The sequence below is a fragment of the Streptomyces sp. NPDC046915 genome (assembly GCF_040644935.1).
Classification (GTDB): Bacteria; Actinomycetota; Actinomycetes; order Streptomycetales; family Streptomycetaceae; genus Streptomyces.
On the sequence record NZ_JBEYXB010000004.1, the window covers coordinates 584986 to 597999 of the forward strand.

At 71.1% G+C, this 13014-nt stretch carries 13 protein-coding genes; all 13 read right to left on the reverse strand.

Going from position 1 to position 13014, the window contains the following annotated elements; translation table 11 throughout:
• Positions 1 to 822 (reverse strand): TIM barrel protein, encoded by an 822-nt coding sequence (locus tag ABZ915_RS13805; RefSeq protein WP_361800861.1) that lies wholly within the window; start codon positions 820 to 822, stop codon positions 1 to 3.
• A gap of 160 nt (positions 823 to 982) precedes the next feature.
• Entirely contained in the window at positions 983 to 1720 is a 738-nt protein-coding gene (locus ABZ915_RS13810) for a hypothetical protein (RefSeq protein ID WP_361800864.1), read from the reverse strand.
• Between the two features lie 27 nt (positions 1721 to 1747).
• Positions 1748 to 2263, reverse strand: coding sequence for a hypothetical protein (locus ABZ915_RS13815; protein ID WP_361800867.1), 516 nt, complete (start codon positions 2261 to 2263; stop codon positions 1748 to 1750).
• Positions 2236 to 3513, reverse strand: coding sequence for an MlaD family protein (locus ABZ915_RS13820; protein WP_361800870.1), 1278 nt, complete (start codon positions 3511 to 3513; stop codon positions 2236 to 2238). Before ABZ915_RS13820 ends, ABZ915_RS13815 begins: the two co-directional genes overlap by 28 nt.
• Positions 3510 to 4790 (reverse strand): MCE family protein, encoded by a 1281-nt coding sequence (locus ABZ915_RS13825; RefSeq protein WP_361800873.1) that lies wholly within the window; start codon positions 4788 to 4790, stop codon positions 3510 to 3512. The genes ABZ915_RS13820 and ABZ915_RS13825 overlap by 4 nt, the downstream gene beginning before the upstream one ends.
• On the reverse strand, positions 4787 to 5911 hold the full coding sequence (locus tag ABZ915_RS13830) for an MCE family protein (RefSeq protein WP_361800876.1): 1125 nt from the start codon (positions 5909 to 5911) through the stop codon (positions 4787 to 4789). The genes ABZ915_RS13825 and ABZ915_RS13830 overlap by 4 nt, the downstream gene beginning before the upstream one ends.
• Positions 5908 to 7059 (reverse strand): MCE family protein, encoded by a 1152-nt coding sequence (locus tag ABZ915_RS13835; protein WP_361800878.1) that lies wholly within the window; start codon positions 7057 to 7059, stop codon positions 5908 to 5910. The genes ABZ915_RS13830 and ABZ915_RS13835 overlap by 4 nt, the downstream gene beginning before the upstream one ends.
• A complete protein-coding gene (locus tag ABZ915_RS13840) occupies positions 7056 to 8093 on the reverse strand; it encodes an MlaD family protein (RefSeq protein ID WP_361800881.1) in 1038 nt (345 codons plus the stop codon). The genes ABZ915_RS13835 and ABZ915_RS13840 overlap by 4 nt, the downstream gene beginning before the upstream one ends.
• Positions 8090 to 9334: an MCE family protein gene (locus tag ABZ915_RS13845; protein ID WP_361800884.1), complete on the reverse strand. Its 1245-nt coding sequence runs from the start codon at positions 9332 to 9334 to the stop codon at positions 8090 to 8092. The genes ABZ915_RS13840 and ABZ915_RS13845 overlap by 4 nt, the downstream gene beginning before the upstream one ends.
• Before the next feature lie 5 nt (positions 9335 to 9339).
• The gene (locus tag ABZ915_RS13850; RefSeq protein WP_361800887.1) at positions 9340 to 10143 is read right to left on the reverse strand and encodes an ABC transporter permease; all 804 of its coding nucleotides are present in this window, start codon (positions 10141 to 10143) and stop codon (positions 9340 to 9342) included.
• A 3-nt stretch (positions 10144 to 10146) separates the two neighbouring features.
• A complete protein-coding gene (locus ABZ915_RS13855) occupies positions 10147 to 10917 on the reverse strand; it encodes an ABC transporter permease (RefSeq protein ID WP_361800890.1) in 771 nt (256 codons plus the stop codon).
• A complete protein-coding gene (locus tag ABZ915_RS13860) occupies positions 10914 to 11861 on the reverse strand; it encodes an ABC transporter ATP-binding protein (protein ID WP_361800893.1) in 948 nt (315 codons plus the stop codon). The genes ABZ915_RS13855 and ABZ915_RS13860 overlap by 4 nt, the downstream gene beginning before the upstream one ends.
• A 95-nt stretch (positions 11862 to 11956) precedes the next feature.
• Complete coding sequence (locus tag ABZ915_RS13865) at positions 11957 to 12973, reverse strand: sigma-70 family RNA polymerase sigma factor (RefSeq protein ID WP_361800896.1); 1017 nt, start codon at positions 12971 to 12973, stop codon at positions 11957 to 11959.
• Positions 12974 to 13014 lie beyond the last annotated feature (41 nt).

The window sequence follows — 13014 nt, forward strand, 5'->3', positions numbered from 1 at the left end:
TCAGCGGGACAGCCAGTCGAAGGCCTCGGTGCTCGGGCGGTCGCCCGGCTTGTACTCGAGGCCGACCCAGCCGTCGTAGCCCGCCTTCTTCAGTCGGTCGAGGAGGTCTTCGAGGGGCAGGGAGCCCGTTCCGGGTGCACCGCGCCCGGGGTTGTCGGCGATCTGCACATGACCGGTCTTCGCCGCGTACCGCTCGATCACCGACGGCAGGTCCTCGCCGTTCATGGACAGGTGGTAGAGGTCCATGAGGAACTTCGCGTTGCCGAGACCGGTCGCCTCGTTGACCTTGTCGACGATGCCGATGCCCGCCGGGGCGGACACCAGCGGGTACAGCGGAGACTCCGGCCTGTTGAGCGTCTCGATCAGCAGGACCGCGCCGATACGGTCGGCGGCCCGGGCGGCGAGGACCAGGTTCTCCAGGGCCAGCGCGTCCTGCTGTGCCGGGTCCACGCCCTCGACGCGGTTGCCGTACAGCGCGTTGAGCGCCCCGCAGCCCAGGGACCCGGCGAAGCCGGCGGCCACCTCGATGTTGGCGCGGAACCTCTCCGACTCCTCGCCGGGGACGGACAGGGCGCCGCGGTCGGGTCCTGGCAGCTGTCCGGCGTAGAGGTTCAGGCCCGTCAGCCGTACGCCCGCGTCCTCGATCGCCTGCCTCAGGGCGTCGAGTGCGGACCGCTCGGGGGTGGGGGAGTCGACCCATGGCCACCACAGCTCGACCGCGGTGAAGCCGGCCGCGGCGGCGGCCGCGGGGCGCTCCAGGAGCGGGAGTTCCGTGAAGAGGATCGACAGGTTGACGTCGAAGCGCTGCTCTGCGAATCCCATGGGGGTCGGCGCTCCCTTCCGTGGCGGCACTGGATATTTCGTATTGCGGAAAATTATTTCTGCTTAATGGAAGACTGTATGCGGCTGGGGAGCGCTGTCAAGACCGCCGGCACGGCAAAACCCCCGCGCGGAAGGCGCGGGGGCATGGCGAAGACGTCGGTCAGAGTGCGTCGACGGCGCTCACCTTCCAGCCCTCGGAGGTGCGGGTCATCGTCATCCGCACCCGGTTCAGATCCAGGCGGGAACCCGAGACCTGCGTGCTCCGCGTGACCTGGTTGACGAACAGCAGCACCACGGCCCGGTCCGGAGAGGCCGACACGACGGAGGCCGCGGGGACGCCACCGCTCGAAGGTTCGGCGACCGTCGCCTTCACCACCCCGTGGTACTTCCTCGCCGTCGGCCCGACCACACTCGCCGTGGTCTTGCGGTACTCGTCACGGAAGTGCCCGGTCAAACGCTCACGGGCCCGCGCGAAATCCCGGTCCAGATGCCGGTAGTCGTACGACAGTACGACCGGCGCGGCCTTCCGTGCGGCCGTGAGCGCCGCACCGCGCGCGGCCTCCGCACGCCGGCCCTCCCGGTACTGCCACCCGAGCAGGGACGCCGCGACCAGGCCCACGACGAGGAGGCCACCGAGCACCGCGCCGAGCAGCCATCGTCGGGACGGAGGTGGTGGTACCTCGTCCTCGGGGGACTCCGGCGACGGCTCGGGCGGGTCGTCCCAGCCGTCCGGGTGCTCGATCACCAGGGTCCGCCCGGGGGGCGGTTCCTCCGCCGGGCGCCGCCCCTCGGGCTGTTTCCGGTGCTCCACCCGCTTGGCCGCCGCGCGGGCGGCCGCGGTCATCGTCCGGCGGGCGGGGGCGCCCGCGCCGCGGCTGCGGGCGGTCGGGTTCGCCATGGTCGTACTCCTCACTGGTGGTGCCGGTCAGCCCACGAACTCGACGTCGGAGGTCAGCCAGCGCCCGCCCTGGTGCACCAGGTCGAGCTGCAGCCGATAGGTGCGGGCCTCCCCCTTGGGCACGGCGGTGTTGGTCACCTTGCTGTCGGCGACCACCAGAACGCGTGCAGAGCGGGCGTCCGACCGGACGATGCCGGCGTCGAGGACCTGTCCCTCGGACACGGACTTGTTCTCGGCGACGAGCTTGGTCAGCTGTGCCGTCTGCGCGGTGAACTGCTTCTTGAAGTCGCCGGTGGCGCCCTTGAGGACGTTCGTGCTGTCCCGGTCGTAGTGCCGGTAGTCGAGCGAGGTGAAGTTCAGCGCCGACTGGCGGGCCGCGGCCAGGACGTCCTGGCGCCGCTGTGCCGTCTCGTGCTGCTGGTCCAGGCGGAGGCCCAGCCAGACCGTCAGCGCCGTCGTGAGCAGGGTCGCCACAGCGAGCCCCACCGGCACGGCCCTGCCCGACAGGGCCCCGCTCATTCCATCGGTCCAACGAGCAGCCATTGCCACGACTCCTTTCCGAACACCGTCCGCTGGCCGCCCGTCGAGCCGATCTCGACGGGCCTTCCGTCCGGGCCGGTCGCGGTGCCGGTCTCCGGGTCGTACGGCGTGACGTACGCCGCCTGGTTCGCACCGCCGGACGCGGCCCCCGCGCCCGGGGCGTTCTGGGCGCCCCGCACCGACGTCCTGCCGCCGCGCGGGGCCGCGCAGCGCGCGTCGGTGTTCGCCTCGCGCGTGCTCGTGTCGGAGGGATCCCGCCGGCTCGTGCCGTACCCCTGGGTGCACGGCGGCGGGTCGTCGGCGTTCACCACCAGCCCGAAGTGGGTGGTGCCGTCGCCCGGCACGACCGTGTAGCTGCCGGACACCAGCGCCGGGAAGGTGACGAGGGCCTGCTCCACACCGGGCAGACGGGCCAGCGTGACCTGGCCGCCGCTGATCAGGTTGGCCAGCAGGACCGACAGCCGGGGCCCGGTCGACCTCAGCAGCGAGTCGACCTGCTGCGCGGCCGGCGCGGTGTTGCCGATCAGCTTGCGCAGATCGCCGTCGCTCGACTTCAACTGCGCGGTGAGCAGGGAAAGATCGTGTGCGAACGACTTGATCGACGAGCCCTGGTCGGCCTGCGTCTTCAGGACCTTCCGCGAGTCCTCGATCAGCGAGACCGTCTGAGGCAGCGACTCGGACGCCGACTCGACGAGCGCGTCGCCCGAGTCCACCAGCCGGCTCAGGTCCGGTCCGGTGCCGGCGAACGCCTTGCCCAACTCGTCGACGGTGACCCGCAGATCGTCCTTGCCGACCGAGTTCACCAGCCGGTCCAGGCTGAGCACGAGGTCCGTGGTGGGCAGCGGTACGCGGGTGCTGCCGCGCGGGATGGTGCTGCCGTCGAGGAGGTACGGTCCCTTGGACGTACGCGGCTGGAGGTCGACGTACTGCTCGCCCACCGCCGAACGGTCCGCCACCACCGCGAGGGTGTCCGCGGGGATGCGGGGCGCCCCGTCGTCGATGTCGAGGGCGACCGAGACGCCGGTGGCGCCGGTCAGCCGCAGCGGGCCGACGCGGCCGACCGGCACCCCGCGGTAGGTGACCTCGGCGCCGGGGAAGACGCCCCCGGAGTCGGCGAAGTCGGCCCGCACCGTGTAGCCGCGGTCCAGGACGTCGTCCACCAGGCCGGTGTACTCGGCGCCGACGTACGACACCCCGACGGCGGTGATGGCGGCGAAGGCGAGCAACTGCGCCTTGACCGTACGGGTGATCACGGCTGGACCCCCTTCAGCATCAGTTCGGCCAGTGCGAGGTCGATCCCTTCGGGCACCTTCGCGCCGGTGGTGTAGGCGCTGGTGCACACCGGCGGGCACAGCGGCCCGCCGCCGCCCGAGGGGGCCGACGGCACGGGGGGCGACGACGGCAGGCTCGGTGCGCTGGGCAGCGCGGTCGGTGTCGGGACGCTCGGCAGGTCCGGGACGTCGGGGAGATCCGGCACGCCCGGGGTGCCGGGGCCCTGGGAACGGCCTTCGTGCTTGCCGGAGCCGCCGTCCGTCAGGTTGCCGTAGAGGTCGGCCAGGTCGAGGTCGGCGGTGATGTGGAGGTTGACGTAGTCGCCCTTGACGGCGTCCGCGGCGTTGCGCGGGAACGGGTAGGTGGTGAGCAGTTCGAGGGAGTTGGGCAGGTCGCTGCCCGCCTTGTTCAGCTGCCGCAGGATCGGCCGGAGCTGTTCGAGGTCGGCCACCGTGTCGTCGTGCGAGGCGGTGACCACCTTGGTGCCCGTCTTGCCGAGCTTCGACAGGGCGGTGAGCATCTTCGTCAGATCGCGCCGCTGGCCGGCGAGGACCTTCAGCGCGGGCGGCATGGTGTCGACGGCCTTGGCGATGGTCTTCTTCTCCTTCCCGAGCCGTCCCGCGAGCCGGTCGACGGCCTTGATCGCGTGGACGATGTCCCCGCGTTGGTCGTCCAGGCCACCGATGAAGGTGTTCAGCTCCTTCAGCAGGGACCGCACCCGGTTCTCCCGGCCGTCCAAGGCCTTGTTCAGCTCGACGGTGATCGTCTTGAGCTGGGCCACGCCACCGCCGTTGAGCAGGGCGGACAGCGCGCTCAGCACCTCCTCGACCTCCGGGTTGCGGCCACTGCGGGACAGGGGGATGCGGTCGCCGTCGCGAAGCCGGCCCACCGCGGCGGTGCCGGCCGGGGCGGCGAGCGCCACGTACTTCTCGCCGAGCAGACTGGTCTGCCGCAGCTCGGCGACCGCGTTGGCGGGCAGTTTCACCGAGTCGGCGACCCGCAGCCGTACCCGCGCGTGCCAGCCGTCCAGCCGCACCTTCTCGACCGCGCCCACGGTGACGTCGTCGACCTTCACCGCCGACTGCGGCACCAGGTCGAGGACGTCGCGGAACTCGACGGTGACGTGGTACGCGTGGCCGTCCGCGGCGGCGCCGCCGGGCAGCGGGATGTCGTACCAGCCGTTGAACCCGCAGCCGGACAGCAGCAGCGAACCGACCGCCGCCCAGGCGATCGCCCCGCTCTTGCGTCGCAGGTTCATGCGCTCGCCCCCAGGATCCCGCCGAGCGTCCGGTCGGTCGTGCCCGTCACCGCGGAGCCCTCCGGCACCTCGGGCAGGGAGTCGAAGAGTTTCTTCAGCTCCTTGCAGTCGGGGTTCTTGCCGCCCTCGTCGCCGGTGGTCCTCAGCACCGAGCACAGCAGCGACGCCGGGTCCTGTGCCTGCTGGGCGTTGTTGCGGGTGTCGAGGGTGCCGGCGGACGGGTTGTAGGCGTCGTTCAGGTTCGACAGGCCTGTCGGGGCGACTCGCAACAGCTCGTCCAGTGCGGCCCGTTGGGTGACGAGCACCTTGGTCACCTTGCTGAGGCCCCGCACGTTCGAGGTCAGCGACTTCTTGTTCTTCTTCACGAAGGCGGCCACGTCGCCGAGCGCCGTACCCAGGTTCGTGAGCGCGGCCGCGAGATCCTTGCGCTCGCCCGAGAGCTGCTTCGCGACGCCGGCGAGGCTGGTGTCGAAGGACCGCACGCCCTTGTCGTCGGCGGCCAGCGCCGCCGTGAACACCTGGAGGTTGCGCACCGTGCCGAACAGGTCGGTGCGGCCGTCGGACAGTGTGGTGACCGCCTGCGAGAGGTCCTGGACCGTCCGGTTGAGGTTCGTGCCCTGCCCGTCGAGGTTGCCGGCGCTCACCTTGAGCAGCCGTGACAGGGATCCGTCCTTGTTGGCGCCCTGGGGGCCGAGCGCCTCGGCCGTGGTGTGCAGGCTGTCGAAGACGCGGTCGAGTTCGACGGGTACGGCGGTGCGCGACTCGGGGATGACGGCGCCGTCGCGGAGCACCGGACCCTTGCGGTACACCGGCAGCAGCTGCACGTAACGGTCGCTGACCACCGAGGAGTTGATGATCGCGGCCTTGGCGCCCGCGGGGACCCTGCGCCCCGCGTCGTACCGCAGCTCCACCCGCACCCGGCCGCCTTCGGGCGTGATCTTCTCGACCTCGCCGATCCGCACGCCGAGGACGCGGACGTCGGAGCCGGGGTAGATGCCGACGGTGCGCGGGAAGTACGCGGTGACGTGCACCGGCTCGGGGCGTGGCCACAGCACGTAGCCGAGGGTGGCGACCAGGGCCAGCGCGGTGAGCAGGGCCAGGCGTCTTTGCATTCTCCTCATCGGGCCCCTCCCGTCCGCGGCGCCACCGGAGCGGCGACGAGGTTCTGGACGTAGGAGTCGAACCAACGGCCGTTGCCGAGGGTGTTGGTGAAGACCCGCACATAGGGGGCGAGCAGCTTGACGCTGCGGTCCAGACTGGTCTGGTTGCGTTCGAGCATCTGCACCACGTGGTTCAGGCCCCCCAGCGCGGGCCCGATCTCCTTGTCGTTGTCCTCGACCAGGCCGGAGAGCTCGATGCCGAGCGCGGCGGAGGTCTTCAGCAGCCTGTGGATCGCCTTGCGCCGCTTGCTGATCTCCTGGAACAGCTTGTCGCCGTCGTCGACCAGGGCGGTGAAGTCCTTCGAGCGGTCGGCCAGCACGCCCGTGGTGCCGTTCGCGTGGTCGAGGAGTTCGCCGAGGGCCTTGTCCCGCGAGGCCACCGTCCGGGAGATCCGCGACAGGCCCTTGATGGACGCCCGTACCTCGGTGGGCGAGTCCTGGAAGGTGGTGGAGATCGTGTCCAGGGCCTTCGCCAGCCGGCCGGTGTCGACCTTCTCCGAGGTCGTGGTCAGGTCGCTGAACGCCTGCACGACGTCGTACGCCGCGACCGTCCGCCCCAGCGGGATCTCGCTGCCGGGCTTCAACTGCCCCGGCCCCTCGGGACGCAGCGCGAGGTACTTGGCGCCGAGGATCGTCCTGACCCTGATCGACGCACCGGTCTCCGTGCCGAACCGCGGGTCACCTTTCACCTTGAAGGTGACTTTGACGTGGTCGCCGTCCAGGTCGACGTCCTCGACCTTGCCGACCTTCACGCCGGCGATCCGCACCTCGTCCCCGGGCTTGAGGCCGCCCGCCTCCGAGAAGGCCGCGCTGTACGTCCTGCCGTCGCCGATGAACGGCAGGCTGTCGGCGTTGAACGCGGCCACGGTCAGCAGCGCGAGGACGGTGAGGCCGACGGCACCGATCACCACGGGGTTGCGGTCGCGGAACGGGACCGGGCGGGGACGCCGGATCCGCGGAAGCCGTATCCGGGGCGGCTCGATGCGCACCTTCACCAGCGGCTGCGGTTTCCCGGGGCGGGGCGCCCTGCGAGGCAGCCGTGGCCTCGGCAGCCTCGGCGGGTCGATACGCACCCTGAACAGTGGTTCCGGGCGCTTCCTGCGGGTCATGCGCCGCACCTCGCCCTCGCCACGTGCAGATCGGGGGTGAGCACCTGCTTCGTCTTCGGCAGCACGATCCGGCCGTCGAAGTCGCAGAGGTAGAAGTTGAACCACGAGCCGTAGGACGCGGCCCCCGTCAGTGCGTCGAGCTTGCTCGGCAGCCGCTTCAGCACGCCCTCCACGGTCTTCTCGTTGCCGTTCAGCGTTCCGGTGAGACCGGTCAGCCCGGCGATGTCGTCCTTCAACGGCGGCCGCGCGTCCTTCAGCAGTCCCGAGGTGGCATCCGTCAGGTCGCCGATGCCCACCAGCGACTGACCGATGGGCTTGCGGTCGGCGGACAGCCCCGAGATCACCCGGCGCAGCTGCCCCAGCAGCTGGGAGAAGCGGGTGCCACGCTTGTCCAGCGTCTTCAGCACGGTGTTGAGGTTGTCGATCACCGAGCCGATCAGCTTGTCGCGGTCGGCCAGTGTCGTGGTGAGCGAGGCGGTGTGCACCAGAAGGCTGTTCACGGTGCCGCCCTCGCCCTGAAGTGTCTTGATGATCTCGGTGGCCAGCTGGTTGACGTCCGTGGGGCTGAGTGCGGCGAACAGCGGTTTGAAGCCGTTCAGCAGCGCGTTGAGGTCCAGGGCGGGCTGGGTGCGCTTCAACGGGATGGTGGCGCCGGGCTTCAGCCGGGTGCCGTCGCCGGCGCCCTCGGTCAGGGCGACGTACCGCTGCCCCACCAGGTTCCGGTAGCGGATGACCGCGTGCGTGCCGGTGAGCAGCGGCCGGTCCGCGCCGACGCTGAAGGTGATCTCCGCCAGCGTCCGGTCCTTGATCCGGATGCCCTCGACCTCGCCGACCCGCACCCCCGCCACCCGGATGTCGTCGCCCTTCTCCAGGCCGGTGACGTCGCTGAACACCGCGCGGTACGTGTGCTCGGGGGTGAGGGAGACATTGACGATCGTCGCGGCGAGCAGCGCCGTCGCCAGGATCGTCACCAGCGCGAAGAGGCTGAACTTGATCAGCGGGGCGGCGGTCTGCCGGGCTCCTGCGGTCCTCATGCGACGCTCACCGCCGTCCCGCGCGCCATCGGCCCGAACAACAGCGTCGTGACCGGCGGCACCTCGTCGGCGGCCACGCCCAGCACGGGCGACACGAGCGAGCCGACGGCACGCTGTTCGGCCCGGGTGGCCGAGACGCCGGGCGGAGCGGTCGAACCCGGCTTCCCCGAACCGTCGTCGAGACGCACACCCGGCGCCGGCACGGAAGGGTGCGGCAGGTCGCGGCAGTCCGGCCCCGACCGGTCGGCGTAGCGGGGCTCCTCACCGGGCCGGTACGCCCCCTGCGGGCGCACCACCTCCAGCGTGATGTGCATCTTGCCGCCGCGGAACGCCTGCTCGGAGGCCTGCTCCTCGTGGACCAGGCCCGCGAGGAGACAGGGGTACTCGGGCGAGTAGCGGGCGAAGAGCTCCAGCGTGGGACGGGAGACCCGGCCCAGGGTGATCAGCCGGTCGCCGTTGGTGTCGAGGAAGTCCCGCGCGGTGCCGGCCGTGCCGGCCGTCGTGGTGAGCGCGGACGCGATGCGGCCTTGCTGCTCGACCAGGGTGCGGCTGGTGGTGACGGTGTTGCGCAGGATCTCCATCAGGTCCGGCGCCGCGTCGCCGTAGATCTCGGCGACATCGGCCAGGCGTGCGAAGTCCTCGGTGAGGGACGGCAGATGAGGATTGAGGCGGTGCAGATAGGCCTGCACGCGCGTGAGGTTGTCGCCGATGCGGTCGCCGCGTCCCTCGAGTGCGGTGGCGAAGGCGGAGAGCGTGGCGTTGAGCTTGCCGGGCTGCACGGTCCGCAGCAGCGGCAGCAGATCGTTCATCAGCCGCTGCAGCTCGATGCCGACGCGGGTGCGGTCCTGGGTGATGACGTCACCGGCACGGATGGGAGGAACGGCCGAGGAGCCCGCGTGCGCGGGCGGGACCAGGTCGACGTACTTCTCGCCGAACAGCGTCTTGGGCAGCAGGCGCGCACGCACGTCGGAGGGGATGTCGGCGACGTACTCCGGCTTGAGCGCGATGTCGAGCGTCGCCTTCCGCCCGTCGGCGTGCACCTCGCGCACCTCGCCGACCAGCAGCCCGCGCAGCTTGACGTCGGCCATCGGGTCGAGCTGGCTGCCGAGGCTGTCGGCCTGGAGTTCGATCCGTACGGCCGGGGTGAACACCTGCCGGTAGACGGCGACCGACAGCGACAGCAGCAGGGCGAGCACGGCGATGAACAGCACGCCGTACAACCGCAGTCTCAGCACTCTCATACGGCTCACCCCGCGATCCGCACGGTCGTGTTGGCGCCCCAGATCGCCAGTGACAGGAAGAAGTCCAGGACGTTGATCGCGACGATCGAGGTCCGCACGGCGCGCCCCACCGCGACGCCGACACCGGCCGGGCCGCCGCTCGCGTGGTAGCCGTAGTAGCAGTGGACCAGGATGATCAGGACGGCGAAGACCAGCACCTTCCCGAAGGACCACAGCACGTCGACCGGCGGCAGGTACTGCTGGAAGTAGTGGTCGTAGGTGCCCGCCGACTGCCCGTAGTAGCCGGTGGTGATGGTGCGGGCCGCGAGGTACGAGGACAGCAGCCCGATCACGTACAGCGGGACCACGGCGACGAAGCCGGCGATCATCCGGGTGGTCACCAGGAACGGCAGCGAGGGCACGCCCATCACTTCCAGTGCGTCCGTCTCCTCGCTGATCCGCATCGCGCCGAGCTGGGCGGTGAACCCCGCGCCGACCGTCGCGGACAGCGCGAGTCCGGCCACCAGCGGGGCGATCTCCCGGGTGTTGAAGTACGCCGACAGGAACGCCACGAAGTTGGAGGTACCGAGCTGGTTGAGCGCGGCGTACCCCTGGAGGCCCACCTCCGTGCCGGTGAAGAACGACAGGAAGGCGATCACCCCGACCGTGCCGCCGACGACGGCGAGGGCGCCCCGGCCGAAGCTCACCTCGGCGAGCAGCCGCAGGACCTCCTTCTTGTAGCGGCGCAGCGTGCGGCCGGTCCACGCGAGCGAGCGGCCGTAGAAGGAGAGCTGGCCGCCCAGCTCCTCCAGACCTTTCAACAGCGTCATGCCTCAGCCCCTCTGCGGGACGACCTGGAAGTACACCGCGGTCATCACGAAGTTCGTCACGAACAGCAACATGAAGGTGATCACCACCGACTGGTTCACGGCGTCGCCCACACCCTTCGGCCCGCCCTTCGCGTTGAGCCCCTTGTACGAGGCGACGACGGCCGCGATCGCCCCGAACAGCAGCGCCTTGGTCTCCGCCGCCCACAGGTCGGGGAGCTGGGCGAGGGTGGTGAAGGACGCCAGGTAGGCGCCGGGCGTGCCGTGCTGGAGCACCACGTTGAAGAAGTAGCCGCCCGCCACACCGACCACCGACACCAGGCCGTTGAGCAGCACGGCCACCACCATCGAGGCCAGCACGCGCGGCACGACCAGCCGGTGGATCGGGTCGATGCCCAGCACCCGCATCGCGTCGATCTCCTCGCGGATCTTCCGCGCCCCCAGATCCGCGCAGATCGCCGTGCCGCCGGCGCCCGCGATCAGCAGCGCGGTGACGATCGGCGACGCCTCCCGCAGCACCGCCAGCACCGAGGCGGCCCCGGAGAAGGACTGGGCGCCGAGCTGCCGGGTCAGGCTGCCGATCTGGAGCGCGATCACCGCGCCGAAGGGGATGGACACCAGGGCCGTGGGGAGGATGGTGACGCTCGCGACGAACCAGGCCTGCTGGATGAACTCCCTTGCCTGGAAAGGCCGTCGGGGCATCGTCCGGATGACGTCCAGCGCCATCGCGAACAGGTTCCCCGACTGCCGCAGCGCTCCGGTCGGTGACAGTCTCATGCGTCGGCCACCGCCTTCCGGCGGCGCAGCTCGGCCTCGTGCCGTGCGATCGCCTCCCAGCGGGGCGGCCGGGTGATGGCCGGTCCCGGCAGCAGGCGGGGAGTCAGAGCCCGGCTGCCGGGGGACTGTGCGCTCTCGCCGTCGCCGAGCGCGGCCAGCTCCTGCTCGACCTGGGCCGCGTCCTTCTCCTCCGCCATGCCGATGGGGCCTTGCATCCGGCCGTTCAGGAACTGCCGGACCACCGGCTCGTCACTGGTCAGCAGCTCCTCGCGCGGCCCGAACATGACCAGCTCGCGTCTGAACAGCAGGCCGATGTTGTCCGGCACCTGGCGGGCCGAGGCGATGTCGTGCGTGACGATCAGGAAGGTCGCGTCGATCTGGGCGTTGAGGTCGACGATGAGCTGGTTGAGATAGGCGACGCGTACCGGGTCGAGGCCGGAGTCGGGTTCGTCGAACAGGATGATCTCGGGGTCGAGGACGAGGGCGCGGGCGAGACCGGCCCGCTTGCGCATCCCGCCGGAGATCTCGCCGGGCAGCTTCCCCTCGGAGCCGATCAGCCCGACCATGTCCATCTTCTCCAGCACGATGCGCCGGATCTGGCTCTCGGGCTTGCGGGTGTGCTCGCGCAGGGGGAAGGCGATGTTGTCGTACAGGTTCATCGAGCCGAACAGGGCGCCGTCCTGGAACAGCACGCCGAAGAGCTTGCGCACCTCGTACAGCTCGTGCTCACGGAGCCTGGTGATGTCCCGCCCCGCGACCTTCACCGAGCCCCGGTCCGGCCTCAGCAGTCCCACGAGCGTCTTGAGGAAGACCGATTTGCCCGTGCCCGAGGGGCCGAGCATGACCGAGACCTCCCCGGCGGGCAGCGTCAGCGAGACGTCCTGCCAGATGACCTGGTGACCGAAGGACTTGGTCAGCCCTTCCACACAGATCTCCACACCCATCCGGTCCACCTTTCGGCCCGTGGAGCAGCTCCGACATCTGCTCTACGGGGGAAGGGCGGGGGTCCGTCGCGGGAGAGGGGAACTTTTTCGAGGGCCTACGGCAGCGGGGTCGGGCTCGGTACGCCGACGGGAGCCTCGGTGACGGGCGGCAGCGTCGTCGGGGCCGTGGAGGGGTCCGGCAGCGTGGGCGGACTCGGCACGCCCGGCAGCTCGGACACGCTCGGGACCGCCGGGACGGACGGCACCCCGGGGACCGTCGGCACCGGCGACAGCGAGGCCGCGGGCAGGGGCGGCACGGACAGCGGCAGCAGCGACCGGTCGCGGGCGCCGGCCGACGGCGTCGCCCGGCCGGGCGAGGCGGCCGACAGTTCGCGGACGGCCGGGGCGGACGGCCGGCCCGTGCCGTCGGGTCGTACGGCTCGGGCGTTCCCGGACACGGGAGACGAGGCGGGCAGGGGTGTCGTACCCGGCGGGTCCCCGTGCAGTGCGTACGGCAGTACGAACCCCGCCACCGCCAGGGTCGCCGCCGTCGACGCGGCCGCCACCGCCTGCGCCTTGCCGCTGGCCCGCAGCCGCCCGACGAGGAACGCGGCGAACCCGAGGGTCGCGGCCAGCGAGTTCCGCAGCGTCCGCCGCGCCCGCGCGAGGAGCGATTCGACGGTCCGGTAGCTCAGGCCCATCCGGACGGCGACCTGGCTCACGTCCAGGTCCTCGGACTTCAGCCGCAGCGCCTCCGCCTGCCGGGCCGGCAGCTCCCCGCTGCGCACGGCCAGCCATCTCGCCTCGGCCCGGTCGCACACGGCCTCCTCGATCGGTACCGGTCCGGGCGCGACCAGGGTCGGGCTGGTGCGGACCTCGGCCTCACGGTTGACCTGCCGGTAGCGGTCCACGCACAGCCGCATCGTGACCGTGGTCAACCAGGCGGCGAGCCGCTCCTCGTCCAGGTCGGGCCGCTCCGCCGCGCGCAGCATCGCCTCGTGCACCGCGTCCTCGGCGTCCTCCTGGCTCATCGACCGGCGCCGGGCCACCTTGAGCAGCTGCTCGCGGTGGCTCCACATGCGCTGCCAACGCTCGTCGGCGGCTGGTGTGTCCGCAGGCATGTCCGTCGCCATGAGGGCCCCTTCGCGCTCGCCCGCCGGCGTCGTCCCGTCCG

Coding starts and splice junctions, on each gene's coding strand:
- ABZ915_RS13805 (WP_361800861.1), bottom strand. CDS start 822: ATGGGATTCGCAGAGCAGCGCTTCGACGTCAACCTGTCGATCCTCTTC.
- ABZ915_RS13810 (WP_361800864.1), bottom strand. CDS start 1,720: ATGGCGAACCCGACCGCCCGCAGCCGCGGCGCGGGCGCCCCCGCCCGC.
- ABZ915_RS13815 (WP_361800867.1), bottom strand. CDS start 2,263: ATGGCTGCTCGTTGGACCGATGGAATGAGCGGGGCCCTGTCGGGCAGG.
- ABZ915_RS13825 (WP_361800873.1), bottom strand. CDS start 4,790: ATGAACCTGCGACGCAAGAGCGGGGCGATCGCCTGGGCGGCGGTCGGT.
- ABZ915_RS13830 (WP_361800876.1), bottom strand. CDS start 5,911: ATGAGGAGAATGCAAAGACGCCTGGCCCTGCTCACCGCGCTGGCCCTG.
- ABZ915_RS13835 (WP_361800878.1), bottom strand. CDS start 7,059: ATGACCCGCAGGAAGCGCCCGGAACCACTGTTCAGGGTGCGTATCGAC.
- ABZ915_RS13840 (WP_361800881.1), bottom strand. CDS start 8,093: ATGAGGACCGCAGGAGCCCGGCAGACCGCCGCCCCGCTGATCAAGTTC.
- ABZ915_RS13845 (WP_361800884.1), bottom strand. CDS start 9,334: ATGAGAGTGCTGAGACTGCGGTTGTACGGCGTGCTGTTCATCGCCGTG.
- ABZ915_RS13850 (WP_361800887.1), bottom strand. CDS start 10,143: ATGACGCTGTTGAAAGGTCTGGAGGAGCTGGGCGGCCAGCTCTCCTTC.
- ABZ915_RS13855 (WP_361800890.1), bottom strand. CDS start 10,917: ATGAGACTGTCACCGACCGGAGCGCTGCGGCAGTCGGGGAACCTGTTC.
- ABZ915_RS13860 (WP_361800893.1), bottom strand. CDS start 11,861: ATGGGTGTGGAGATCTGTGTGGAAGGGCTGACCAAGTCCTTCGGTCAC.
- ABZ915_RS13865 (WP_361800896.1), bottom strand. CDS start 12,973: ATGGCGACGGACATGCCTGCGGACACACCAGCCGCCGACGAGCGTTGG.